Below are 25,698 nucleotides of genomic sequence, written 5' to 3'. Positions count from 1 at the left end.
AAAAAAGAGTAGATGGGAGTCACTGACCGTCTCACCTACTTGGGGAAACCTGCGCGTTCACTCAGAAATTCGGGCGCCTCGATGGCCGACGCGAGTTCGCCCAGCGTGACCGGTTTGATCGGCGGACGAATGCGGTAGTAGCCCACTTCCGGCACCGAGCATCCCTGCGCCTGCGCGAGCAGTTCCGCGACCGTCATGCCGCAAAAGCGGCCCTGACACGGTCCCATGCCGCAACGCGAAAAGCTTTTCGTCTGATTCGGTCCGATACAGCCGAGGTCGGCCATGCGGCGCACGTCGCCTGCCGTGACTTCCTCACAACGGCACACGATGGTGCTGTCGTCGGCCGGGGCGCGAAAACCGTCGGCCGGACGGTAAAGCGCATCGAGAAAGGGACGAATCGAGGTGTGCGACGCCAGTTCGCGACGCAGCGACAGCGCACGCGAGTCGCGCCGCGCGGCATCGATCTTGCCAAGCGTCGCGGCGGCCTGCACGGCGGCGAGGCGCCCGGACGGCTCGGCCGCAAGCGCGCCGCCGATACCGGCGCCGTCGCCGGCCACGAAAATGCCCGGCACACTGGTTTCACCCCAGCTGTCGGTCTTCGGACGCCAGCACAACTGCGCTTCGTCCCACACGTGATCGCATCCGATCGAGCGCGTGACCTGCGTGTTCGGAATCACCCCCTGATGCAACAGCACCAGCGCCGTGTCGATACGCCGTGTCTTGCCCTGCGCCACATACTCGATGGCTTGCGCCTGCGTTTTGCCGAGCACCCGCAACGACGAGACATGCTTGACGTGTTGCACGCCCGCCGCGCGAATCGCACGCAGGAGCCTGAAGCCTTTGAGCAGATAGGACGGTGCGCGCAGCGCCCCACCCGCATGGCGCAACGCCTCGCGACGGGCGCCCGGTTCTGCCGTGTCGAGAATGGCACGCACCGGCACCCCCGCATTGATGAGCTGCCAGGCGAACAGGTACAGCAACGGTCCGCAACCGGCAAGCACGGCCGGCGTATCCGGCACCAGTGCAGAGGCTTTGAGCAGCGTCTGCGCCGCCCCGACGCCCATGACACCGGGCAGCGTCCAGCCCGGAATCGGGAACGGACGCTCCTGCGCCCCGCCTGCGAGCACAATCGCGCCGGCTTCGAGTTGCAAGGTGCCGCCGCCTGCCCTTTCCCCAGCCTGCCGGGTCACGGAAACCCGCCTGTCCGCGCCGATCTGCCACGCCAGCGTTTGTGGCCAATAGTCGATGTTGGCCTCAGTGAAGGCATCCACCAACGCGCGCCCGCGCAGGTAGTCCGGCCCGAGCACGCCCGGATCGGCAAGCGGCGAGCGGCTGACGCTGCGATAAATCTGCCCGCCGGGCAGCATGTTTTCATCGACGACGAGCGGCGTCAGCCCGTGTCGCTTCGCTTCGAGCGCCGCCGCGAGCCCTGCGGGACCGGCACCGACGATCAACAAATCCACGCGCTTCGTACTCATGCCACGCTCCTTGCGCCGTCCATGCGGCGCACCTGCATTCCCTCGCGCACGGGCGTCATGCACCCCTGCCGGTTCGGTGCGCCATCGATCTCCACCAGGCAATCGAAGCACACGCCCATCATGCAGAACGGCGCGCGATCGCTGCCGGTCACGGGCGTCGTGCGGCATGCCGTCACGCCCGCGAACAGCAGTGCTGCGGCCACATTCATATCCGCCGGCACATCGACCGGCGCTCCCTCGATAAACATCCGCACTGTCGCGCCATCCTTGCGCGCCAGCGACTTAAGCAGCGAAACGTTTGGCATAGAAATGATCCAGAAGCGCGGGGCGTTCTGCGCCGAGAATCCACGGCGCGATGGTTTCACAATGCGCGGCGGCAAGCGTCACGCCGCTGTGACAGGTCGCGAGGAATGCGCCGGGACAGGCTTGCGACTCCTCGTAGATCGGCAGGCCGTCAGCCGTCATGACGCGCAACGCGCCCCAGGCACGCACCACGCGCACGTTCTTCAGAATCGGGAACGGCGCGATGCCGCGGCGCGCAATGTCCGCCAGCACGTCGGGCGTGACGCCGTCGTTGAAGCCCACATCTTCGGCCGAATCGCCGAGCATCACCGACCCTTCGACGGTCTGACGTACATATATCGTTGGGTAATCGAGGAACGGCCTGACGCGCTCCGTCACCACGATCTGGCCACGCAACGGCTTGACCGGCGCATCGAGCCCCACCATCGGCGCGAGATCGCGATTGCCCAGACCGGCGGCCAGCACCACGCGTCCGGCCTCGAACGACATGTCGCCCATGCTCACACGAAAGGCATTGCCCAGATGGCGAATGTCGGTCACGCGAAGGTTCGGCGCATACTCGCCGCCCGCCTGCTCGAACGCCGCGAACAATGCGCGCAACGTGTACAGGGGGCTGACGTGACCGTCGTTGGGCGAATAGATGCCGCCGTACACTTCGGGACCGATGGCCGGCAGGCGCTGCGCGAGTGCTGCATGGTCGAGCACTTCGTAGACCAGCGCGGGCTCGGCCTCCTTGAGCTTGCGCATGCTCTCGACCTTGACGGCGAGTTCATCGGCCGTCTGCGCAATGTTGAAGCCGCCCGGCCGTTGAAAGCCGACGTTCACGCCGGTGCGGGCGAGCAGTTCGTCGGCCATGTGCTGCCACGTGTTCGCGGAGTGCAGCGACCAGCGCGCATAGTCAGTGCAGGTACCTCCCTTGCCCTGCACCCAGACCAACCCGAAGTTGCCGCGAGCGGCACGCAGCGAGTTGTCTTCGCCATCGCAAACGACGACGCGTTGTCCGCGCTTGGCAAGCCCATAGGCGATCGCCATGCCGACGAGGCCACCGCCGATCACGGCGATATCGTATGTCTTTTGCATGTTTTAGTGATTTCCAACCAGAACCTTGTTCAATCCGTAAATGCGATCGAGCACCAGCATCACGGCCAGCGTCAGCCCGATGAGCAGCGTCGAAATCGCCGCCACGCTCGGATCGACCGTCTCGCTCATGTTCATGTAGATGCGCACCGGCAGCGTGATCGTCTCGGGCGAGGTGACGAAGATCGTCGCGGTCAGCTCGTCGAAACTGTTGATGAAGGCGAGCACCCAGCCCCCCGCCACCCCCGGCAGGATGGCCGGCAACGTGATGCGGCGAAACGTCGTCCAGCGCCCGGCGCCCAGTGAGCGCGCCGCACGCTCGCCTTCGTCCGCCTGCCCAACGAGCGCCGCCATGATCAGCCGCAGCGCATACGGGAAAATCAGCAGCGCGTGGCACGCCACGAGACTTTCGAACGAGCCGCCCATGTCGAGCAACGTGAACAGCCGCAAAAACGCAATGCCCAGGACTACCGGCGGAATCATCAGCGGCGAGAGCAGGAACGCGTTGATCGCGTCGCGCCCCGGAAACCGGTAGCGCGCCAGCCCCATCGCCGTGGGCACGGCCAGCGCCGTCGAGACGGTGGCCGACATCACGCCGAGCCACAGGCTCGTGCGCAAGGCCGACTGGAAGTCCTCGTCGCCCATGAGCGAGCGGAACCAGCGCAGCGAGAAGTGCTGCGTCGGAATCGAGAGGAAGTTGTCGGGTGTGAACGCCACCAGACACACGACCACCAGCGGCGCGAGAATGAAGACGAGGAACACCGCGTGAAACGCGAGTGCGCCGAAGCCGTTGCGATCGTACCGGGAATCCTGCGAAGTCATGTGATCGTCTCCCGTCAACCGAGACGGCGCGTAAAGCGCTTCTCGAGGGCACGGTTATACCCGCTGATGATAAGCACGTTGACGACGAGCAGGACAATCGCGATGGCTGCGCCCAGCGGCCAGTTAAGCGTGCCGAGGAATTCGTCGTACGCCGTCGTCGCCACGACCTTGAGGCGCCGCCCGCCGATCAGCGCCGGTGTGGCGAAAGCGCTCGCCGTGAGTGCAAACACGATCAGGCTGCCCGACAGAACGCCCGGCGTGATTTGCGGCAACACGACACGCCACATCACCGTGGTGCGCCCTGCACCGAGCGAGCGCGCCGCGTGCGCCACGGCCGGGTCGAGCCGCGTGAGCGAAGTCCACACCGAGAGCACCATCAGCGGCACGAGCACGTGCACCAGCGCCACCGTGACAGCGCCCATCGTGAACAACATCTGCAACGGATGGTCGATCAGGCCGAGCCGGGTGAGCACGGTATTGACGAGGCCTTCACGGCCGAGCAGGATCGACCAGCCCAGCGTGCGCACGACTACCGAGATGAGCAGCGGACCGAGCACGAGCACCAGACACAGCGAACGCCACGGATCGCGCATGCGAAACAGGAAGATCGCCTCCGGCACGCCGACAAGCACGCAGAGCAACGTCACACCGACCGACAACAGCAGCGTGCGCAGGAAGATCTCGTAGAAGTAACTGTCGGTGACGATGTCCAGATAATGGTGCAACGACACCGTCGGCAAGATGCCGCCCGAGTTGGGGTCGAAGCCGTGCAGGCTCAGCACGAAAGTGAGCACAAGCGGCACGGCAAGCAACACGAGGAAATACAGGGTCGCCGGCAGGACCAGCATCCAGGCCGCGCGCCGCTGGCCGACGACTTCCGGCGACAGCGCGGACGTTTGCCGGGCCGGTGGCACAGAGGACACGCCCGGTGGCGTCGACGTTGCGGCGTTCATGCGCTCTCCTGAACCAGACGCAGCGCGTCGTCGGCCCAATCGAGCCCGACCGCGTCGCCATCGTTGGCGGCGACCACGCCGTCGTTCGACACCAGCACGCGCAAGTCGCCCAATGCCGTGCTGACCGTCAGCACCCAGTGGTTGCCGTGAAAGCTGCGTTGCGCTACCCGGCCCGCCACGCGCCCGGTCGTGGCCGAGGTGAGGCGAATGCGCTCGGGACGCAGGCAGAACGTGACGGCGGCATTGGCCGCTTGCGTCGACGCAAGTCCCGCTTGTGCGGGCGACACGACGAGCCGCAGCCCCTGCACTTCGAGCAGCGCCACGCCACCGCGAACGTCGAGCTGGCCGGTGATGAGATTGGTCTGCCCGATGAAGTTCGCGGCGAACGTGGCGCGCGGGTCTTCGTACACTTCGTGCGGGGTGTCGATGCGCACTACCCGTCCGGCATTGAGCAGGACCACACGGTCGCTGATCGCGAGCGCCTCGGCCTGGTCGTGCGTGACCATGATCGTCGTCGTGCCGACCTTGCGCTGAATGGCGCGCAGTTCGTCCTGCATCTGTTCGCGCAGCTTCGCGTCGAGGTTGGAGAGCGGTTCGTCGAGCAGCAGCACGGGCGGTGCTATGACCATGGCGCGCGCGAGCGCCACGCGTTGACGTTGTCCGCCCGAGAGCTCGCGCGGGTAGCGTTGCGCATGCTGACCGAGATGCACCAGTTCCAGCGCGTCTTTTACACGGCGTTGCTTTTCGCCGGGATCGACGCGGCGCATATCCAGACCAAACGCGACGTTCTGCGCCACGGTCATGTGCGGGAACAACGCGTAGCTCTGAAAGACGATGCCGAGCCCGCGCTTTTCCGGCGGCACCGGCGTCAGATCGCGGCCTTCGAGCAGAATCCGGCCGGACGTCGGGGCGACGAAACCGGCGATCATCTGCAACGTGGTGGTCTTGCCGCAACCGGACGGGCCGAGCAGCGAGATGAATTCGCCCTGTGCAATCGAGAGATCGACGCCCTCGACGGCGACGGTGTCTCCAAAGCGTTTGCCGAGTTGTTCGACGCGTAGATATGGGGTGCTGGTGCTCATGACGCCTGTGGTCTCCTGGCTGCTCAACTTCGGGCTGAACGGTGGCGATGCCGGCGTCCGTCACGACGCCGGCATCGACTTAGCGCTCGATCTGACGATTCCAGCGTTGGGTCCACTCGGCGCGCTTTGCGTTGACCACATCCCAGTCGACGCGCACGAGCTTGTCGATCTGCGCGGGCGACGGCACGCGCGCGGCCACGGCCAGCGACAGTTGCGTCTTCTTGTTGGAAGGCGCAACGCCCTGGCTCTCAGCGAGCACGGCCTGCGTCTGCGGCGAGAGAATCATCTGGATGAACTTTTGCGCGAGCGCGTCGTTGGCGGACTTGTCGACGGCGCACATGCCCATGCCGAGCGCGACCGCGCCTTCCTTCGGATAGACGAATTCGACCGGAATGCCCTGCTGGCGCAGCGCCTGCACGCGACCATTGCCCCACACGGCGAGCGCCACTTCGTCAGCCTGGAACAGCTCGGCGATCTTGCCGGGCGACGGGTCGAACGACAGCACGTTCGGTGCGATCTTCTCCATCTCCTTGAAACCCGGGTCGATGTTGGCGTCGGACCCGCCGTTAAGCTTCGATTCGACGAGCAATGCGTGCAGGCCGTAAGTGTTCTTGATGCTCGGCATCACCAGCTTGCCCTTGTACTTCGGGTCGGACAGTTCCTTCCACGAGGTGGGCGCCGGCCAGCCTTTGGCCTGGAACAGGCGGGTGTTGTAGGCGATACCGGTCGCGATCAGGCCGGCTGCCACCGCATTGCCGTTCTTGAATTTCGCGATGTCGTAGAGATCCTGATAGACCGGTGCGTCGGCAAGCTTGCCGCAGAAACCCATTTGAATGGCCTGATACATCGGACCATCGTCGAGAAAGACCACGTCCATGCCCGCTTTGCCTTTTTGCGCCTGGAGCTTCGCGAGTGTCGTCGTCGAGTCGCCCGGCACGATCACGACCTTGGTGCCCGGGTTGGCTCGCTCGAAGCCGGGAATCACGTCCTTCTTGAGCATCTGCTCGAACGAGCCGCCGTACGCGCCCACGTAAAGCGTGGTGTCGGCGTGCGAAGCGCTCGCGCCAAAGGTCAGCCCGAGCACCATGGAAATTGCGGCGGCTCGGCCCAGTTTGCGAAGCGTGGGAGGAACGACAGTCTTCATCGGGAAGCTCCTTGCGTGATGCAGTGTTATGTGATGTTATGGCCCGGCATTACGAGAAAAAATCAAACTATTGCGTAGTTTTCGTAGGGTCATTTTCGACACACCTACGGTCAAATCACATTTTTTTGCTCAGCCATACGCAAATGTTATGGGCTGGATAGTGAGGCTTCGATGAAGATCCGGCAGTTGGAGGCATTTCGTGCGCTGATCCTGCGCCAGACGGTCACTCGCGCGGCCGACATGCTTCATATTTCTCAACCGGCCGTCACCCGGCTGATCAACGATCTGGAGGCCGACGTAGGGTTTTCCTTATTCGATCGAAGCAACGGTCGCCTCAACCCCACGCCAGAGGCGATGGTGTTGTTCGAGGAAGTGGAACGCTCGTTCGCCGGCATCGATCGCATTGCGCAGACCGCCGAGCAGATCAAATCGCTGCGGCGCGGCTCGCTCCACATTGCCGGCGCGCCGGCGCTGGCGCTGGAGTTCTTGCCGACCACGCTCACCGGCTTCATGCGAGAGCATCCGGGGGTCAGCACGACGCTGCTGATTCATGCGTCGAGCATCGTGGTCGACATGGTCGTGGGCAGACGCTGCGACGTGGGGTTCATCGCGCACCCGCTCACCCATGCGGGCGTGAATGTGGAGACCCTGCACCGTGCACCGATGCGCTGCATCCTGCCCATCGGACACCGGCTGGCGGATCGCGACGTGATTCGTCCCGAAGACCTGCGCGACGAATCGTTCATCTCGTATCCGAAGGAATTCGATAACCGGATGTACATCGACCGGCTCTTCGCCGAACGTCAGATCGACCGCGTGATGAGCGCGGAGTCGCAACTCTCGGCGGCGATCTGCGTGCTGGTGCAGCACGGCGCGGGCGTGGCGATCATCGATCAGGTCACGGCGCGCTATGCCGCGGGGCGTGTGGTCGTCAAACCCTTCGAGCCCGTCGTCATGTCGGGCTTCTCGCTGGTCACCTCGACGCAGCATCCGCCCTCGCGGCTCGCGCAGGCGTTCGTCGAGTACACGAAGCAGCGCATGGACGAACTGCTCGAAGACTGATTCGGGCGGTGGCAACCCGGCGCCATCGCAAATCGGCGTCACTCGACGTTGAGCACGGCTCAGCAGGTGTGCATTTGTCGGTATGGGGTACGAGGTGTTCGTCTTCCGGGCTGCTGCCCGGTCATATCCCGATGCTCAACAGCCTGATGCAAATTGTTCAAGTTTCCTTTTGCGCCCTGAAGCGTTTTATGGATGACAACGCGATTCCCGACATCGTCTTTCTCGGGCACGCCAGGACATGAACGACCGGATTCGGGTTCGGCAACGGGAGCATGAAGTGAATTTTGCAGTTTTGACGTCAAACGGCGCGCTCGAAGACGCGCCGCGTAGCAACGACCGGATGGAAGTCGGCGTGTATCAGCTCGACCGCCGCCGCGAGACAGTAGCCATGAATGGCATCGAAGTCGAATTGACGGCCCGCGAGTTCGCCCTCGCGTGGCTGATGTTCAGCGCGCCGGACACGCGCGTTAGTCGTGCGCGCATCGCCACCCTGATCTGGCGCAGCGACGAGGCGTCGGCCGCACGCAGCATCGAGCAGCACATCTATTTGTTGCGCAATCGTCTGGGCCTGCGTGGCGAACACGGATTCGTGCTTCGCGCGGTGTACGGCGGTGGCTATTGCCTCGGCGCACGCCCCGCGCCCGGCACCGCGCGCAAGGGCCTTGCCTGACGTCAAGGGCAGTTGATATGCTCTCGCCCGGCCCGCCGTCAGCCAATCCCCCGCAGTCGCGGGTTCCCGGCGCCAAGGCCGCGTAGACGCATAACTCTACGCGGTGTACGACACGGAAGCGGCGTCGCATATCGACCAGTGAACCCACGAGAACGGGCGGGACCGGACGAACGAAACGGCATCCCGGCGCCGACCTTGACAGGCATGGCCCCTATGCGCGGCAAGCGCTGGTGCATGGGCACATGGGAAGGGGTAAACGTTAGTTCCTCCCAGCAATAGAGAAGGTGTCAAACGCTCCTAATTGTGCATTTTTGTCGGGCACTACCATGACTTCACCGTGAACAGTGTTTGCGGGCCGACCGACAAAAATTCTCAGGAGACATGGCATGCTTCACGACCTTCCCGCACGTCCCGACACGGTGCATTGGGGCTATTTCAACGCGACGCAGACCCCGGCGTTGACCGTCAAGAGTGGCGATTTCATTCGTGCCGAAGCGCTCACGCACCACGCGGGCGACGCGCCCGATCTGATGATGGATGCCGGTGTGCGCGCCGTCTTCGATGCGATTCCTCACGAGGACCGCACCCCCGGCGTTCACATCATGACCGGGCCGATCTATGTCGAAGGCGCCAAGCCGGGCGACATGCTCGAAGTGCGCTACCTCCAGATGATTCCGCGCTTTCGCTTCGGCGCCAACGTTGCGGCGCATTGGGGGCAGCTCTACGACGACTTCCAGAAAGAACGCGTCACCATCTACGAACTCGACGACAGTTCGAACACCGCTCACGCCCTGTACGCCTACGACTATCCGGGCAAGCTCACCACGCCGGGCAAGATCGTCGACCATCGCGAATGCTGCAAGCAGCCTGCGCTCGCCGGCGTGCGCGTGCCCGTGCGCCCGCACCTCGGCACGGCAGGTGTCGCCCCCGACAAACAAGGTCGCGTGAGCACGGTCGAACCGGGCCTGCACGGCGGCAACATCGACAACTGGCGTATCGGTGCGGGCGCCACCATGTACTACAAGGTGCAGGTCGACGGCGGCCTCTTCTCCATTGGCGATCCACACATCTCGCAAGGGGATGGCGAGATCAGCGGCACGGCCATCGAAGCCTCGCTCAATGTGCTGTTCCAGGTCGTACTGCGCAAGGATTTCGAGTTCCCGTCGCCCCTGCTGGAAACACCCGACTGCTGGATCGTCCACGGCTTCCACGAGGATCTGGACGAAGCGGGCAAGAATGCCGCGCGCGACATGATCCGGCTGCTCACGGACCAGCAAGGCCTGTCGCGCGACGACGCCTATTCGCTCATGAGCGTGGCGGCCGACTTCGGGGTCACGCAGGTCGTGGACGGCACCCAAGGGGTGCACTGCACCATGCCGCGCGGCATGTTCCCGCCCAAGGCGACGAAGTCATAGGAGACTCGCTCATGCAATACGTCTATGTCGGGCGCAACGAACTTGTCGCCCTGATCGTCGGTTTGGTGACGGGCACGCTGTACTCGTGGCTCAATCTGCCGATTCCCGCACCGAACGTGCTCGGCGGCATCTTCGCCATCATCTTCACGTTTCTCGGCTATCTGATCGTGAACGCGTGGCGTCGGTCGGTCACGTTCGGCCGCCCGCCTGCGGACAGCTCGCTGGGCGCCGGTTCATCACGCCCCACCCGCTCGGCCAGTCAGTCCTGAGGAGCCCATCATGGTAGAAATCACTCTCGGCGCGACCGAGTTGCAGGCGGCGGCGGTCGGACTCGTCACCGGTGTGCTCTACACCAGCGTGCGGGCGCCGATCCCTGCGCCCAACGTCCTTGGCGGCATCTTCGCCATCGTCGGCACGTTCGTCGGCTTCGCGTTCGTGGCGGCGATGCGCGGCCAGTTACACTTCGGCTAGCGCATTGACGTTTCGATGTCGGCACACGCGCGGCAGTCCCCTTCGACTGCCGCGCGCGTGGCCCTCATGGTCATTTTCGAAGGAGGCCGGGTTTTGGATCGCGCGCACTTTTCCACCGAATCCTACGCTCAGGACCAGCGCGGGCCTGCATGGCAAGCCCGACTTCTCGACGCACGCCTGCATTTTCGTTCCCCCTCGGACACGCAACCGCTGCACGGCACGCTGCTCACGCATCGCACGCCGGGCGGTATCGAGTTGTCGGTGATTTCGTCTACGCCGCAGACCGTGTCGGCCCGCGCGGGCGGCGAGCGTGGCTTTTTACTCGTCATGCTGCTCGACGGTCAGGCAGAGCTGGCGGGCACGGGCACGTTGGGCGGCGAGACGCTCGGTGCAGGCGATATCGCCTGCATCCCCGGCAGCCAAAGCGCCGATCTCATCGCCCGAACACCATTTCGGCTGATCTCGGTGCATGTGCGTCACGCGACGATCGCGCCTCGCCTGGGCGCGGCACCGCCTTCGCATGCCTGCAAGCTGCCGGAGCGTGTGGCGCGGTTGTTCGGCGGGTTGCTCGGCGCACTGGCCGTGCAACTGGAGACGATGACCGAAGCCGATCCGCACGCCCTGGAACCCGTCGAAAGCGTCATTCTGGAGTGCCTTGCGTCGGCGCTCACCGCCGTCAAACCGCAGGCGGCCTCCCATCTTTCGACGTCACGCACGATCGTATTTTCGCGCATCTGTCATCGGATTCAGGCGCGTCTGGCCGAACCGAATCTGTCGCTATCGGTCATCGCAAACGACGAACACGTGTCCGAGCGCTACCTGCGAAAGCTCTTCGAGGACGCCGGGCAGAGCTTCTCGTCTTACCTGCGCAACAGCCGGTTGCAACGTTGTCACGCCGATTTGCAGAACCCCGCATACGACCAGTTGTCGGTTTCCGACATTTGCTACCGCTGGGGCTTCAACGATCCGTCGTACTTCAGCCAGGCATTTCGCGAGCGCTTCGGCGTATCGCCCAAAGCGAGCCGCGACCAGGCGTTGCGCACGCGCGCCCTGCCGGAGCGCTCGCGTATCTCGCGCGGACACCCCGACGTGCCCGCCAGACTTTCCGGTCTCGCGTCTCGCGTGGCGAACGCTGCGCACGCGGCCCCGGGAACACACGACGCCGTGCTCGGCGACGCCGCGTTGCGCCACGCGCTGCCCCACACGCCGGGCAAGCATCATTACCTTCGCGCGACCTGCGATTCCGTCCATTGGGGCTATCTTAGCCACGACATCCCCCCGGTACTGAGCGTGGCATCCGGTGACACGGTGACCATCGAGACGCTGACGCAACATGCCACCGACGATTGGGAGCGCATGGTCAAGGGCGATCCGGGCGCCGAGAGCGTGTTTCACTGGACGTCGACGCAAAAGAACGTCGATCGACGCGGCGCGGGGCCCATGGACGCCTCGGTCTATGGGCGCGGCGCCGGCGAGGGCTTCGGCGTGCACATCTGCACCGGGCCCATCGCCGTCGAAGACGCCATGCCGGGTGACGTACTGGAGGTTCGGATTCTGGACCTGCATCCGCGACCGAGCGCCAACCCGGACTTTGCGGGCAAGGCATTCGGCAGCCACGCGTCGACGTGGTGGGGCTTCCACTATCAGGACATGCTGACGCTGCCGCGCGAGCGCGAAGTGGTGACGGTGTTCGAAATCGACTGCCACGATGGCAAGCCCAACGAAGACGACGGCAGCGATGTCGCACGCGCCATCTACAGTTTCCGGTGGACGCCGCAGGAAGACCCGTTCGGCGTGGTGCATCCGACCATCGATTACCCCGGCGTGCCCGTCGATCACTCGCGTATCACCAAGAACTACCGTACGCTCAAGCACGTCGAGATTCCGCTGCGGCCCCACTTTGGGGTGCTGGCCGTGGCCCCGGCGCAGGACGGCCTGATCGACTCCATTCCCCCGTCGAGCTATGCCGGAAATCTCGACAACTGGCGCGTGACACGCGGGGCGAGCGTCTTCCTCAAGGTTGCGGTGCCCGGCGCCCTGCTGTCCATCGGCGATCCGCATGCCGCGCAAGGCGACGCCGAACTCGGCGGCACGGCCATCGAATGCTCGCTCACCGGCGAGATTCAGTTGATCCTTCACAAGAAGGCGACCATCGAGGCGACTGCGCCGTACGCCGATCTGACGTATCCGCTGGTCGAGACGGCAACCGAGTGGATCGTCCACGGCTTCAGCTCGCCGAATCATCTCGCCGAGCTGGGGCAGAAGGCGCAAAGTCAGATCTACATGAAATCCACGCTCGACAGCGCGTTGCGCGACGCCTTCCTGAAGGCCCGCCGCTTTCTCATGCAGGTCAAACGCCTGACCGAAGACGAAGCCACGGCGATCCTGTCGGTCTCGGTCGACTTTGGAGTGACGCAGGTCGTCAACGGCAACTGGGGCGTTCACGCGATCATCCGCAAGGGGATGTTCAACGATTGACCGGCCGCCTGACGACGTAAGAGGCAAGACGCGCGAGGCGTGAGGCCAGACGCGCAGAGCAAGGCAAGGACAAGGCAAGGACAAGGCGACGACTCGGGTACATTATTCGCAAAATCGGCAAAGCGCCGGTCGATACATTGGCGTCCAAGGAGCGCAAATGAAACCCGAGACCCGTCTTCGCTACGCCCAACGTATGGAGCCTGTGCTGCGCTGGCTGGCCAGTCATCCGGAAAGTACGCCGGACCTCTACCACCTCGCAGAGCTGGCGTGCCTGTCGCCGTACCACTTTCACCGCGTCTACCGCGCGCTGCTCGGTGAGACGGTGAACGGCACGGTGCAGCGCCTTCGCATGCATCGTGCGGCCATCGCGCTGGCGGAATCGGAGGATTCGATGCGTGTTGTGGCGTCGCGGGCCGGCTATGCGTCGGACGCGACGTTCAACCGGGCCTTCGGTGCCTTCTTCGGCATGCCGCCGGGACGCTACCGGGATTCCCGCTCCGAGCCCATCGACCCTCAGGAGCCCAACATGTACCCGATCTCGGTTGAATCTTTTCCCGCCACCACCCTTGCCGTGCTCAAGCACAGCGGCGACTATCAGCACATCGGCACCGCCTTCGCGCGCGTCTTCATGCTTGCCGCCGCGCACGGGCTGGCCCGGCCGGATTCCATCGGCTTCGGCATTTACTTCGACGATCCGGAACAGGTGCCCGTCGCGCAGTTGCGCTCGCTCGCCGGGGTATCGGTTGCCCACGACGCCCCCATCGGCGGCGATCTGGAACGCTTCGAGATCCCGGCCGGGCGCTGCGCGGTGCTGACCTACACCGGCCCGTACAACGAGATGAGCCAGCCGTACCAATGGCTGTTTTCCGAATGGCTGCCCGGCAGCGGGCTCGAACCGGCCGACTTCCCGATGTTCGAGCAGTACCTCAACGATCCGCGTTCGACCCCGCCGGCGCAACTTCAGACGAAGATCTGTCTGCCGCTGAAGTGAGCGCAAGCAGGGCCTGCGCCTGTGTGCGCAGGTCTTGCGCCACCGGGTGAAACGCGAACGGCAGCGCCGTCGACAATCCCTGCAACATCCTGCGCGAGCTGCGCGTGTACGCCGGATCGTAGTGACGCGTGATCAGCGCCTGCGAGAGCGCGCGCTGCTCGCCGCCGTCGAGCAAGCTCAGCCATTGATCGACGACCGCCTTGCCATGCAGCGGCACGAGGCGCAGCAGTTGCGTTCTGAAGTGGTCCGGCTGTGCCAACAGATGGCCGTACTCCTGCATCAGCAACTCGACACGCTCGTCGACAGGCACGCGCACTTCAACGCAGCGCGCCGCGCCGCGTATCGACGTCATCAGCGACTCGGGCAGCGTCACGAGCCCGATGCGTCGGCTCTCGGCCTCCACGAACACCGGGCGAGTCGGATCGAGCCCGCGCAATGCGCCGATGAGCGCCGTATCGAACGACTTTTGCGAGGGTTGCGGTGCATCAGGCATGTCGCCCAGCAGTGAGCCGCGATGCACCGCGAGCCCTTCGAGGTCGAGCGTTTGCGCGCCCTCCTGCGCCAGTGCGTGCAGCAACCGTGTCTTGCCGCTGCCCGTATGACCGGCCAGCACCACGAAGTCGAACCTGGGCGGCAACGTTCCGAGCGCAGCCACCACGTCGGTGCGGTACGTCTTGTAGCCGCCGTCGAGCTGACGGGCGCGCCAGCCGATCATGTTCATCATCAGCGTCATCGATGCCGAGCGCATGCCGCCGCGCCAGCAGTACACGAGCGGGCGCCAGTTGCGCGGTCGATCGGCAAAGACCGTCTCGAGATGCCGGGCAATGTTGCGCGCAACCATGGCGGCGCCTTCACGCGAGGCGTCGAAGGGCGACACCTGCTTGTACATCGTGCCGATCGTCACGCGCTCCTCGTTGCTGAGCACGGGCGCGTTGATCGCGCCGGGGATGTGGTCGTCGGCAAATTCGAGCGGCGTACGGACGTCGATGATTTCATCGAACTCGCCCACGCTGGCGAGCGGTACCCTCAGATGATTCATTGCGCCCCCGCTGCCAGTTGTCCGCAGTGGGCGCCATAAGGCGTGCGGGATGTGGGCGGCGTGGGCTTGCCATGTGCATCGCCAACGAGACCGGCGCGCACCTTGGCGGCACGATCGATGATTCGCGTTGCGGCTTCGGCGTCGCCCGCACCCCCTAGCGCCAGCGCGTAGTCGTCGAGCAGTTCGGCGTAGGCGTACGGCGCTTTACGGGCGGCTTCCAGACGATCGAGCGTGCCGAGCGCACGTCCGAAGTATCTGGCCGACGCGTCGTATTGCCGCTGTACCAGCGCGAGACGTGCCAGTTCCACCAGCGCGGGATAGCGATAGCGCGCCGTCAGGATGTCGAGATCGTAGGCCTGACTGAGCTCGCGCTCGGCTTCGGCGTAATAGCAGGTCACGCCGAGCGCACGCCCGTAGTCGAAGTGGATGGCGGCCCGTTGCGCCGCCGGCCAGCCCGACTGGTCCGCCACGAGCGCCGCCTGCCCGAAGGCCCGCCGTGCGGTGTCCCAGTCGCCGCGCACTTCGGCGGCACCGCCTTGTGCCGCGTAATCGGGGCCGAGTGGCCTCGGTGGGGTTGTCGTGCACCCGGCAGCGAGCATCACGCCGCCCCACGCAAACGCCCTCACCCACCACGTTGAAGATCGAATCATCGGAAAAGGAAAACCGCCGGAAATTAGCTGTCGCGGGGCACCTGCGCCCCGCGCTCGCCCGACAGGATACCTCGTCGCACCTGCACCCCCCAACGCTGGCGCCCCGTGAGGAAGTGCCCCCACCCCATGGCGGCGCCGGCGTGACGCATCAACTGGAACGAGAACGGCTCGAGGATGGCGGCAACGAACGCCAGTCCGAAGCTGCTGCCGGTGCGGTGTCCGGTCCAGCGGCGATAGGCGTGCACGGACCACAAGTGGAAGCCGAGATCGATCACGATCTTGCCCAGAATGATGCCCGAGACCGGCAGCACCACACCGTAGTGCCCTTCGCACACGAAGGTCACGAGCAACGCGAAGGCGGTCAGACCGTAGATCGGTTGCAGCGTGTCGAAGGCCTTGACCGGCAGCATCCAGCGACCGAGGTTGCCATATCGACCGTTGCCGACCATGTCGCGATACCAGTATTGCGTCTGGAGGAAACCGGCGAACCAGCGACGACGTTGACGCAGGAAGCTCGCGACCGTGCCCGGCGCATCGGTGAGCGCCTGTGCTGCGCCGACCACACGCACCTCCCAGTGCAGCGCATGGGCGACCGAGTAGCGACGCAGACGGTGGATCAGCTCATAGTCCTCGACCAGACAGGCGGGGTCGAACCCGCCAACGGCCAGCACGGCTTGGCGACGGAAGCACGCGAAGGCGCCGGAGATCAGCAACAGGCCGTCGGCGCGCATCCAGGCAAAGCGCGAGATGAAGTTGCGGATGTACTCGTAGGTCTGGAAAAACTGCAAGATACGTGCGCCCGCGGTGTTGCCGCAAACCGGGGTCAGCACGCCGGTTGCCGCGACCAGACGCGCTCGCCGGACAAATGCGTCGTGCATGGCCGCACACGCCCCGGTGTCGAGCAAGGTGTCCGCATCGACCGTCATCACGATATCGGTGTCCATGCCAACGAGCGCGGCGTTCAGCGCTCGGGCCTTGCCACCATGCGGCAGGCGAAGCCACCGCAGGTTCGGATAGCGGGTGCTCGGCGCACTCAGCGCGCCGATGCCGGGGTCCACCAGCCCGTATTCGCCGGTGAGCAACGCGACGGTGTCGTCATGCGAGCCGTCGTCTGCAATGACGATCGCGTCCGGCACGCGACGTCCGCCCATCAGCGCACGCAGCGTCACGGGCAAGGCTGCCGCTTCGTTGTGCGCTGCGACCACGACGCCCAGCGTGAGATCCGCGCACGCCCTGCCCCGCGAATCGTCGGCACCACCGACATCACCCACATCACCGAAATGACCGACCGGCCCGGCGCTCGCGCACATCTCCTCCGGATCGGGTCGCATCAACCGCCATGCCTGCCAGAAGACGAACGCCAGCAGCACGGTGTCGTACACGACATAAGCCACGCCGGTTCCCCAAGCAAAAACGCCCTTGAGGAAGAACGCCTGCGCGAACAACAGGCACCACAGGACGGCCACGCCACTGTGCACGAGCCAGCTGGCGAGTGGCGTGGGCGGCAGCGTGAAGCGCGGCGAATGCTCGGTGCGCAAGGTTTCCAGTCGCGCAACGTCCGTCTCGATTTCCCGGCTCATGGTCGCGCTCATGGTGGCGCTCATGGTGGCGCTCACGGTCGCGCTCACGGGAGCATCCGCCGGATCACCGGGTGACGGTCGATCCACTGATGCTTGAGTGCACCACCGACGTGCAGGGCCAGCAGCAAGTAGAGGGTGTAGGCGCAATAGGTGTGAACGTCGCCAAGCACGCCGTGCCAGAAGTCCTTGTCCGCCTCGCTCATTGCCATCAGGAAGCCGATGCGCGGAAACGGAATGCTGCCGAACAGCACCAGCGGATGCGTCGAAGCGGCAACCCACGCCGAGTCGTGCGCCCAGCCAGAGAGCGGAATCGCGAAGATCAGCACGTACAGCAACCAATGCACCAGATGCGCTGCGGCGCGCTCCCACGACGCGAAGACATGCGACAACGCGGGCGGGCGATGCGTCACGCGCCAAAGCACCCGCAGGATTGCGAGGCCCAGCACCGAGATGCCGACGGACTTGTGCAGGTCGATCCAGAAGCGTACGTCGATCTTTTCGAGCGTCGCGTCGGACAACAAGGCAATGGTCTGGCCGATCGCCACGTTGCCGAGCATCAGCAATGCGACGGCCCAATGCAACAGCATGGCCACGCGGGTGTATTTCGGATCTTCGTACAGGGCCACGGGCGGCTTGCCGGCCAGAGCGGATGGAGGAAGAGAATTCACGTTGGACGTCCTGAGAATACGCGGGAAGATGATGGCATAACGCCCATTGAAGCGCGCTTATTCCCGCATTGCCGCAAAAAAGTTGTTACCGCGCATTACGAGGTTTTCCCGGGTGCCGGGCGCGCTCGTTTTTTGCAAAAACCGTATCGCGGTCGCCTTTACGCCAAACCCGCGCCTCGCGCACCCGGGCGTTGCCTTGCAGGCCTGGCGCAAAACCGCGATGATCGGGCATTGCGCGTGCAGCATGCGATGCACGACGCCCCCTTCAGGAGACACACCATGCCTCGCAGCACCGCCGAAAAACGTGCCGCATTTCGCGAACTCCACCTTGCCGGTTGCTTCGTGATCCCCAATCCGTGGGACGCCGGCAGCGCCCGGTATCTCGAACATGCCGGTTTCCAGGCGATTGCTTCCACGAGTTCCGGCTTCGCCTGGTCGACGGGGCGTCCCGACAATGGCGTCACGCGTGACACCGTACTTGCCCACCTGCGTACATTGGTCGATGCCACGGACTTGCCCGTCAATGCCGACTTCGAAAGCGGCTTCGGCGACACGCCGGAGGACGTGGCGCGCAGCGTCAAGATGGCGGTGGCGACCGGCGTCGCCGGCCTGTCCATCGAAGATTCGACCGGCAACGATCTCGAACCGCTCTTCCCCCTCGAAGTGGCGGTCGCCCGCCTGAAGGCTGCGCGCCGCGCCATCGACGAGACCGGCGGCGACACGCTGCTGGTCGGGCGCGCCGAAAACTTCTTCGCCGGTGTGCCCGATCTCGATGACACGATCAAGCGCCTTCAGGCGTACGCCGAAGCCGGTGCCGATTGTCTCTATGCGCCGGGCATCGCGTCGGCCGAACAGATCAGCGCCGTGGTCTCGGCGGTCGCGCCGAAGCCGGTCAACGTGCTCATCGGCGCCACTTCGCCGTTCACCTTGCAGACGCTGGCGAACCTCGGCGTGCGGCGTGTGAGCGTTGGCGGTGCGCTCGCCCGCGCCGCGTGGGGCGGCTTCATGCACGCCGCGCGGGCGCTCGCAGAGGGACGCTTCGATGGCTTCGACGGCGCGGCAAGCGGCGCCACGCTCAATGGCTTGTTCCGTCAGGGTGAGTGATAGGCGCGATGAGCAGTGAATAGCCATTGACTTTTCGTCGATAGACGTTGCCGTGGCGGCGCGGGGAGAATGCGTTGCAAGCCCATTCCCACGGAGCGCCCCGCATGCATTCCCCGCACGACGCCTTTGCCATTCCCACACCGCTCGGCGCGCCGCTGCCCAAGCCTCAGGTCTTCGATAACGTGGCGCACGAGCGCGCCGACCGTAAACTACGCCTGGCGGTGGCGTTCCGGATCTTTGCCCGCTTCGGTCTCGCGGAAGGCATCGCCGGGCACATCACCGTACGCGACCCGGAATTTCACGACCGGTTCTGGGTGAACCGATACGCGCAGCACTTCTCGTCGATCCATCCCGACGATCTGATTCTGGTCGATGAAGCCGGACGCCTGCACCACGGCGATGGCCCCGTCAACGCCGCCGCCATGGCGATCCACGCCGGCATTCACGCCACCCTGCCCCACGTCACGGCCGCCGCCCACACGCACACGACTCACGGACGGGCGTTCTCCGCGCGCACGCGCGAACTCGCGCCGATCAATCAGGAGGCATGCCTGTTCTTCGAGGACCACGTGCTGTTCCGTGGCGACGTGCTCGTGCTCGGGGCGGACGAGGGGCGTCGCATCGCTTTGGCGATGGGCCACAAACGCGCAGCCGTGTTACTGAACCACGGGTTGCTCACGGTCGGTTCGTCGGTCGACGCTGCCGCCTATCGCTTTCTCGCGATGGAGCGGTGCGCACAGGTTCAGTTACTGGCCGAAGCGGCCGGGCCGCTCGAAGTCCTCTCCGACGCCGAAGCCCGTGAAGTCTTCCGCCTGCTCGGTTCGGACTACGTGGCATGGCTGGGGTATCAGGGACTCTACGAACAGGTGCTGCGCGAGTGTCCCGAGCTCAGGTCCGCTCGCTGAGATACGTGTCGACCGCACCCCGTAGCCAGGCGTCGAACTGCCGCAACGGCGCCCAGTCGCGGCGCTGCGCCGGATATGAAAAATAGATGGTCTGCGGATTGGCGAGTGTATGCGGATGCGCTTGCACCAGCGCACCGCTGGCCAGTTCGCGCTCGATCAGCACACGCGGCAGCAACGCCACCCCCAGGCCGGCGACGGCCGCATTGATCGCCATGATGAACATGTCGTAGCGCTGTGCGCTGCGCTGCGGCCTGATTTCCCCGCCCTGCCCCGGCGCCGGCGTCGGCCCCGTCAGTCCTTGAGAAGCGAACCAGTCGTCCCATGCGCGTGGCAGATCGCGCGCGCAGATCCATGACTGTGCCGCGATCTGTTCGAGTGTCATCGATGCCCCTTGCACGTGCTGCTCGAGCAGCCGGGGCGCGGCGACGAGCCAAAGCGAATCGTCGGTGATGAGCGCAGTGCCCGGCATGCCCGGCCAGCGGCGCGTGCTGAAGTAGATCGTGGCGTCGAACGCCGAATCGTCGAAAAAGACCGGTTGATCGCGCCCCAGAATATGCAGGCGAACGTCGCGAGTATTGGCGTAAAAGTCGTCGAGCCGCGGGATCAGCCATTGCGCGGCGAACGTCACACCGACCGCGATTTCGAGTTCCGTCTCTCGTCCTTGCTGCACCACATCGAGCGTGTCGCGCCGAATCTGATCGAGATGCACGCGAATGCGTTTGGCGTATTCCGCGCCCGCAGGCGTGAGCACGAGGCGTTGCCTGACGCGCTCGAACAATGCCACCCCAAGATGCTTCTCGAGCTCACCCACACGTTTGCATACCGCGCCGTGCGTGAGCGCAAGTTCCTGCGCGGCGCTTGCGAAGTTCTGATGACGGGCGCTGGCCTCGAAGGCCTGCAACGCCGAGAGGCTGGGAACGCCCAGACGCATGGTGGCTCCTGCGGGAATACGATGTCGCCCGACAGTCTATGCGATGCGTCGCACCGTCACCAGACGGCCCGTCGTGCCGGAGCAGCGACGAGCCGCAAGCGCCTGGGTCGGAAACGAATGCGCAGGATGCGCGCAATCACTCCACGTGCGCCACACCGCCGGCGAGCACCGCGCCGCCGGTCACTTCGCGGGGCAGCGCCCACGACATCCAGCGCGTGCGAAGCGCGACGACCAGCACGAAGGCGAGCGCCGCCAGCGCGCCGAACGTGGCGAAGCCCATCTGATAGCTGCCCGTCGACTCCTTGGCCATGCCCATGATCACCGGCAAGTAGAAGCCACCGATCCCGCCGGCCGCGCCGATGATGCCCGACATCAGGCCCGTCTTGCCTTGCCAGCGTTGCGGCACCAGTTGGAAGGTCGCCCCGTTGCCCAGACCAAAGCACATGTAGACGAGCACGAGCAGCGCGATGCCGGCGCCTTGCGGGGGCATCCATGCGGCGAACACGAAGTCGATCGCGGAGATGGCGGCGAGCAGCAGCACGAGCGCGCGCACGCCGGAGATGCGATCGGCCACGAGACCGCCGATAGGCCGCACCAGTGCACCAAGGAAGGCGAGCAACGACATGAACAGGCCGGCTTCGAGACGTGGCATGCCGTACAGCGAGATCAGCAGCGTGGTCACGTACGAGGACATCCCCACGAAGCCCCCGAACGTAATGCTGTAGACGAGCATGATGACCCAGGTGTCACGCTCGCCCAGCACGCCGCGATAATGGCGCGGCAGCACGGCAATCGCGAGCAATGCCCCCAGCACGGGAAGCAGCAGAATGCCTGCCTTGCCCTCGCCGAACGCACCGGCGTGCACACACAGCACGAGGGCAATCAGCCCGAACACCGTGATGAAGAAGCTCGAGAATGCGCGCGGCGCACTGCCCGACTTCACGCCCTGATCCTTCGCCCAGAACACGAGCGCCAGCGCCGTGATTGCAAGCAACGGCAGCGCGGCGCCGGCGGCATGCGCCCAGCCATAGTGCTCGGCCAGTCCAGGGAACATGAAGCCGTCGAGCACCGCGCCCACGTTGCCCGCCGCTGCCAGCCCCAGCACCAGACCCTGGACCTTCGGTGGATAGTTGCTGCCAGCCATCGGCAACGCGACCGCAAAGCTTGCACCGCCGACGCCCAGGAACACGCCGAGCACGAGCAGCAGCGTGTACGACGGTGTGCCCGGCATCAGCAGCAACACGACCGAGGGAATTGCCGAGAGCGTGAGCCCCATCAAGGCAATCTTTCGGCCATCGCAGGCCTGATACAGATTCCCCAGCGTGACGCGAAGAATGGCCGCGCCCAGCACCGGCACCGCCACGAGAAAGCCGGTCTGCGCGGGCGTCATCGCAATGTCCTTGCCGATGAACGGTGCCAGCGGTCCCAGCATGACCCAGACGGTAAAGCCGGTGTCGAAGTAGAGAAAACACGCAACCAGCGCGCGCCAGTTGCCACTTTTCAACGATTGCGTGAGCGTGCTCATGGATACCCTCGTGTTCGTATGCCAAAAAAAAGGCGTCCCGAAGCCGTGGGTCCGATATCAGACCCGTGGCTTCGGGACGCCGTTGCCCCGAAATCCCCCGCTCAGGCGAGGTACTGCATGCGGTGCAGAAAATTCGCTTGTCTTCACTCGGCCGCCATTGGCCTTATGCCAGAGTTAGCAAGTGGCGTGCCAAGTCGGTAGCGCGTCGGAAGGCGAACGGGGCGCAGGCCCCACGCAGCATGGCTCTGGGGGCAGTGCGATACCTTGTCGGCGACGGTTCGATCCGCAACGCCGCCGCCTCACGGCGTGCCGCTTCATGACATCGCAACGGGCACAATGCCGCATCGCGATGCGGCGGCGCACCATTAGCGTGCGTCGGACGCGGTGCCAATGCCGCTCCCCTGCTGTCGCGATACTGTTGCGGCCCTGTCGCCCTGACCGCCGCAGCGCCCGAGGACTTCCTCGACGCAGCACAACGTTTCTCGATAGCCGTGCACGCTACAGTTCGGGCACGCTCCGGTCGTTAAGCCAAACTGGCGGACTGCCGAGCCTCGCTGCGGCCGTCGGCGACAACAACATTCCGGGAAATCTCGCGTGCATCGCATTCTTTTTCGTCTCGCGCTGGCCGCCGTCGGCCTCGTGTGCCTCGCCCATGCCTTCGCGGCACCGACCACAGGCTCCCCAGCCGACCCACTGCTCAGTCAGGAGGCCATGACCGCACAGGTCGACGCCGCGTCGCTTGCCAAATATCGCGAGATCGTGGGCACGTTCAACGCAGCGGTACGCGCCCGCCCGAACGACTCGGCGCTGGCCCTCGCCCGCTGCCGATTCATGCAGAACTACTCGTGGTCGGACGATCTGCGCTGGGCCGAGCAGGCGCAATCGGACCTGAACGCCTGTCAAAAAGCACTCAAGGACCATTTCGGCGACATACCGGAAGTGGCGCTGTACGCACTTCAGAGCACCTATGGCAAGGCCGCCATCGAGCAGGGACTGGCGCTGTTCCCGAAGGCGAACGCCTGGCCTGCGGCTGATCGTGCCCTTCTGCACGCCGCCCTCGCCAATGCCTACGAAGCCACGCAGGACAGGCGGAATGCCGGAATCCAGGCCGTGCAGGCCGCCGAGCTGTTACCCGACACGCCCGTGCTGCTGCTCGCCGTTCGCCATCTCGCATTGACCGGGGAAAAAACGAAAGCGCGACGCCTGTTGATGGATGCGCCGGTGCCGAAGACGCCTTGGCAAGCGAACGCCCGAATCAATACGGCGCACGACGTTTTACCCGGCACCGTGGCACGCGATCTGGTGTTGCGCATGCAACAGGCGGGGCTGAAGATCGATCCGTACACGAGCGCCCGCGCCTTCCTGCAAGCGGGAGACGCACCCGGCGCACAGCGCGCCCTCGCGTACGTCAAGCCCGATGCCCCGGAGAGCGCCCAGAACCGTGCGCTGCGAGTCTCGGTCGCGCTTGCCGCCGGGAATGGCGAAGCCGCCTCGGCCGCCATCCGCGCGTCGCTCGAACATGACACGAACAACCGCTGGCCACTTGCCCAGTCGTATGCCGTGCTGCTGAGCATCGATCCGGCAGCCGCCATGCGACCGGCCTTCGCCTCGCTGATGCTCACGTTGCTTATGGCGGGTTTGTCCATCGTATTGCTGCCCGGCCTGCTGATGTTTCCCGCGCACTATGTCGGCACGGTGCGGGCGCGCAAGGGTCGTCCGACGATCGCCGTTTTCGAGGGCATCGGCTTGCGTCATGCATGGTACGGACTGGCCGCATTCTGCCTGGCGACCTGGATCATTCCTGCGTTGCTGATCGGCCAGCTTGCCCTCATGCGCACCGGTGTGAGCGCCGAATTGCAGATATTGCAGCCGAAACTTGCGATAGCGCACGTCGTCACGCTGGGTGTCGTCTCGGTCCTGCTCGCACACACCGTGTGGAAGTTCGGATGGCGTCAGTGGCCCGGTTACGGGAACTGGAAAGCCCGGTGGTTCGTCTGGCCCGCCATTTTGCTCGCCGTGGCAGCGATCAGCGCGTGGGTGATGGCCCGTCACGCAGTGCCCGGCGTGCCCGCCGACAGTCCGCTGTGGAACGAAGTCATCGTGCATGGCGCCGCGCAACTGGGAGGCCCCGGCCTCGCATTACTGCTCATCGCGGTGGCGGTGCCGATCGTCGAAGAATTCGTGTTCCGTGGGTGCCTTCTCGGCGGACTGACGCGCCACATGAGTTTCGCCGCCGCCAACGTCTGGCAGGCCTTGATCTTTGCGTCGGTGCACTTCGACGCAAAGCACTTCCTTTTCTTCGTGGTGTTCGGTCTGACCACAGGCTGGCTGGCGAAGAAGACGCACGGACTCGCGGTGCCCATCGCGATCCACGCGATCAACAACGCGATCTTCGTCGCGATGGTGCTCTCGCGATAGGCTTCCCCGCGCGATCGCGATCGCACAGGGGGGCCGGACACGTGGCGCCGTGCGACGCCGCTGCGCGGCGGTGTGAGCGATAATCGACGCACCCGCTGGCCTGCATCGTCCGGAACTCACCCATGAACGCCAAGCTTTTCCCGCATCTCGTTCGCTTCCACCCACGGCTTCTCATCGCCATCGTGATCGGCGTGCTCGCGGGCATGTTCGTGCAGGTGTTCATCAAGGGCGAGTTCACCACGATCACCCGGATACTGATCGGCTGGAACGCGGGCGCCTGGTCCTATCTCGCCATGATCTGGCTGATGATGGTCACCGCCCCCAAACGCAGCATCGAGCAATTTGCGGAACAGGAGGACCAGAGTGCAGTTCTCGTGCTGACGCTGGTCAGCCTGTCGGCCATTGCCAGCGTCGCGGCCATCATTCACGTGCTCGCGAGTGCCAAATCCGGGGGATCGACCCACGCGTCGGAGCACGTGCTGTTCGCTGCCGCCACGCTCATCGCCGGGTGGTTTCTCGTGCCGACGATCTACACACTGCACTACGCCCGGCTTTACTTCACCGATACCGAATCGCCCTACGCACTGGCATGGCCGGACCGCGATTGCGATCCCGACTACTGGGACTTCCTGTACTTCTCCTTCACCATCGCCGTCGCATCGCAAACCGCCGACATTGCACTGAAGTCTCGCCGCATGCGGCGCGCCACGCTCGCACAGGCCATCCTCTCGTTCTTCTTCAATCTGGCGGTGCTCGGTCTGTCGATCAACATCGGCGCCGGACTCCTCAGCTAGCCGACGGCCCGCCTGCCCGCCTGTGCAGCATCACGTGTGACATGACGTCGCACGGCCTGCCGACATCATCTGCTTTAAAAACATACATTTAGCACGATCCGGCGTGAGCGGTCGTGCCGCGTCAATGCGCCACATGTG

General features: G+C 64.9%; 24 protein-coding genes. 11 read left to right on the top strand and 13 right to left on the bottom strand.

From position 1 onward, the window contains the following. Window positions 1–35 precede the first annotated feature (35 nt). The 7 genes from PCA31118_RS01070 to PCA31118_RS01040 form a co-directional block, all read right to left on the bottom strand. Window positions 36–1,478: an FAD/NAD(P)-dependent oxidoreductase gene (locus PCA31118_RS01070; protein ID WP_150622205.1), complete on the bottom strand. Its 1,443-nt coding sequence runs from the start codon at window positions 1,476–1,478 to the stop codon at window positions 36–38. Further along, complete coding sequence (locus PCA31118_RS01065; RefSeq protein WP_150622203.1) at window positions 1,475–1,783, bottom strand: (2Fe-2S)-binding protein; 309 nt, start codon at window positions 1,781–1,783, stop codon at window positions 1,475–1,477. Before PCA31118_RS01065 ends, PCA31118_RS01070 begins: the two co-directional genes overlap by 4 nt. Continuing rightward, window positions 1,761–2,861: an NAD(P)/FAD-dependent oxidoreductase gene (locus tag PCA31118_RS01060; RefSeq protein ID WP_150622201.1), complete on the bottom strand. Its 1,101-nt coding sequence runs from the start codon at window positions 2,859–2,861 to the stop codon at window positions 1,761–1,763. The genes PCA31118_RS01065 and PCA31118_RS01060 overlap by 23 nt, the downstream gene beginning before the upstream one ends. 3 nt (window positions 2,862–2,864) lie before the next feature. Then, window positions 2,865–3,680, bottom strand: coding sequence for an ABC transporter permease (locus PCA31118_RS01055; RefSeq protein ID WP_150622199.1), 816 nt, complete (start codon window positions 3,678–3,680; stop codon window positions 2,865–2,867). A gap of 14 nt (window positions 3,681–3,694) precedes the next feature. Next, entirely contained in the window at window positions 3,695–4,633 is a 939-nt protein-coding gene (locus tag PCA31118_RS01050; RefSeq protein ID WP_150622197.1) for an ABC transporter permease, read from the bottom strand. Further along, entirely contained in the window at window positions 4,630–5,715 is a 1,086-nt protein-coding gene (locus tag PCA31118_RS01045) for an ABC transporter ATP-binding protein (RefSeq protein ID WP_150622195.1), read from the bottom strand. Before PCA31118_RS01045 ends, PCA31118_RS01050 begins: the two co-directional genes overlap by 4 nt. A gap of 79 nt (window positions 5,716–5,794) precedes the next feature. Further along, window positions 5,795–6,859: an ABC transporter substrate-binding protein gene (locus tag PCA31118_RS01040; protein ID WP_150622193.1), complete on the bottom strand. Its 1,065-nt coding sequence runs from the start codon at window positions 6,857–6,859 to the stop codon at window positions 5,795–5,797. A 171-nt stretch (window positions 6,860–7,030) separates the two neighbouring features. Between PCA31118_RS01040 and PCA31118_RS01035 the strand changes: the two genes are divergently transcribed. The 7 genes from PCA31118_RS01035 to PCA31118_RS01005 all read left to right on the top strand — a co-directional run bounded on the left by PCA31118_RS01035 (window position 7,031) and on the right by PCA31118_RS01005 (window position 13,946). Beyond that, window positions 7,031–7,921, top strand: coding sequence for a LysR substrate-binding domain-containing protein (locus tag PCA31118_RS01035; RefSeq protein ID WP_150622191.1), 891 nt, complete (start codon window positions 7,031–7,033; stop codon window positions 7,919–7,921). A gap of 277 nt (window positions 7,922–8,198) precedes the next feature. Then, window positions 8,199–8,591: a winged helix-turn-helix domain-containing protein gene (locus PCA31118_RS01030; protein ID WP_174990286.1), complete on the top strand. Its 393-nt coding sequence runs from the start codon at window positions 8,199–8,201 to the stop codon at window positions 8,589–8,591. A 386-nt stretch (window positions 8,592–8,977) separates the two neighbouring features. Next, on the top strand, window positions 8,978–10,006 hold the full coding sequence (locus PCA31118_RS01025; RefSeq protein WP_150622187.1) for an acetamidase/formamidase family protein: 1,029 nt from the start codon (window positions 8,978–8,980) through the stop codon (window positions 10,004–10,006). A gap of 11 nt (window positions 10,007–10,017) precedes the next feature. Next, a complete protein-coding gene (locus tag PCA31118_RS01020) occupies window positions 10,018–10,275 on the top strand; it encodes a XapX domain-containing protein (RefSeq protein ID WP_150622185.1) in 258 nt (85 codons plus the stop codon). Between the two features lie 10 nt (window positions 10,276–10,285). Next, on the top strand, window positions 10,286–10,477 hold the full coding sequence (locus PCA31118_RS01015; RefSeq protein WP_044456262.1) for a DUF1427 family protein: 192 nt from the start codon (window positions 10,286–10,288) through the stop codon (window positions 10,475–10,477). A gap of 93 nt (window positions 10,478–10,570) precedes the next feature. Next, window positions 10,571–12,955, top strand: coding sequence for an acetamidase/formamidase family protein (locus PCA31118_RS01010; RefSeq protein ID WP_246189998.1), 2,385 nt, complete (start codon window positions 10,571–10,573; stop codon window positions 12,953–12,955). A gap of 157 nt (window positions 12,956–13,112) precedes the next feature. Further along, a complete protein-coding gene (locus tag PCA31118_RS01005; RefSeq protein WP_150622181.1) occupies window positions 13,113–13,946 on the top strand; it encodes an AraC family transcriptional regulator in 834 nt (277 codons plus the stop codon). Here PCA31118_RS01005 and mnmH read toward each other — a convergent pair. From mnmH to PCA31118_RS00985, 4 genes are read right to left on the bottom strand one after another with little or no spacing between them, the layout of a single operon-like run. Next, window positions 13,882–14,985, bottom strand: coding sequence for a tRNA 2-selenouridine(34) synthase MnmH (gene mnmH, locus PCA31118_RS01000; RefSeq protein WP_150622179.1), 1,104 nt, complete (start codon window positions 14,983–14,985; stop codon window positions 13,882–13,884). The genes PCA31118_RS01005 and mnmH overlap by 65 nt on opposite strands. Beyond that, window positions 14,982–15,635 carry a tetratricopeptide repeat protein gene (locus tag PCA31118_RS00995; RefSeq protein WP_150622177.1) on the bottom strand — a complete coding sequence of 218 codons (654 nt, stop codon included), beginning with the start codon at window positions 15,633–15,635 and terminating at the stop codon, window positions 14,982–14,984. Before PCA31118_RS00995 ends, mnmH begins: the two co-directional genes overlap by 4 nt. Window positions 15,636–15,658: 23 nt before the next feature. Beyond that, window positions 15,659–17,215: a glycosyltransferase family 2 protein gene (locus PCA31118_RS00990; RefSeq protein WP_150623626.1), complete on the bottom strand. Its 1,557-nt coding sequence runs from the start codon at window positions 17,213–17,215 to the stop codon at window positions 15,659–15,661. A gap of 44 nt (window positions 17,216–17,259) precedes the next feature. Next, window positions 17,260–17,883 (bottom strand): cytochrome b, encoded by a 624-nt coding sequence (locus PCA31118_RS00985; RefSeq protein WP_425495307.1) that lies wholly within the window; start codon window positions 17,881–17,883, stop codon window positions 17,260–17,262. Window positions 17,884–18,162: 279 nt separating this feature from the next. Here PCA31118_RS00985 and PCA31118_RS00980 point away from each other — a divergent pair, with 279 nt between their 5' ends. Both PCA31118_RS00980 and PCA31118_RS00975 read left to right on the top strand, forming a co-directional pair. Beyond that, complete coding sequence (locus tag PCA31118_RS00980; protein ID WP_150622175.1) at window positions 18,163–18,987, top strand: isocitrate lyase/PEP mutase family protein; 825 nt, start codon at window positions 18,163–18,165, stop codon at window positions 18,985–18,987. A 104-nt stretch (window positions 18,988–19,091) separates the two neighbouring features. After that, on the top strand, window positions 19,092–19,892 hold the full coding sequence (locus PCA31118_RS00975; RefSeq protein ID WP_150622173.1) for a class II aldolase/adducin family protein: 801 nt from the start codon (window positions 19,092–19,094) through the stop codon (window positions 19,890–19,892). Here the strand turns inward: PCA31118_RS00975 and PCA31118_RS00970 are convergent. Continuing rightward, window positions 19,876–20,823, bottom strand: coding sequence for a LysR substrate-binding domain-containing protein (locus PCA31118_RS00970; protein ID WP_150622171.1), 948 nt, complete (start codon window positions 20,821–20,823; stop codon window positions 19,876–19,878). The genes PCA31118_RS00975 and PCA31118_RS00970 overlap by 17 nt on opposite strands. A gap of 136 nt (window positions 20,824–20,959) precedes the next feature. Further along, on the bottom strand, window positions 20,960–22,348 hold the full coding sequence (locus PCA31118_RS00965) for an MFS transporter (protein ID WP_150622169.1): 1,389 nt from the start codon (window positions 22,346–22,348) through the stop codon (window positions 20,960–20,962). A gap of 594 nt (window positions 22,349–22,942) precedes the next feature. Here PCA31118_RS00965 and PCA31118_RS00960 point away from each other — a divergent pair. Both PCA31118_RS00960 and PCA31118_RS00955 read left to right on the top strand, forming a co-directional pair. Further along, window positions 22,943–24,766, top strand: coding sequence for a CPBP family intramembrane glutamic endopeptidase (locus tag PCA31118_RS00960; RefSeq protein WP_150622167.1), 1,824 nt, complete (start codon window positions 22,943–22,945; stop codon window positions 24,764–24,766). A gap of 122 nt (window positions 24,767–24,888) precedes the next feature. Next, window positions 24,889–25,560, top strand: coding sequence for a DUF1345 domain-containing protein (locus PCA31118_RS00955; protein ID WP_150622165.1), 672 nt, complete (start codon window positions 24,889–24,891; stop codon window positions 25,558–25,560). The last annotated feature ends 138 nt before the right edge of the window (window positions 25,561–25,698 follow it).

It is taken from the genome of Pandoraea captiosa (assembly GCF_902459775.1).
In the GTDB taxonomy this organism is placed as follows: domain Bacteria; phylum Pseudomonadota; class Gammaproteobacteria; order Burkholderiales; family Burkholderiaceae; genus Pandoraea; species Pandoraea captiosa.
The sequence above is the reverse complement of the archived record's forward strand: the minus strand, read 5'-3'. Positions and strand labels throughout refer to the sequence as shown.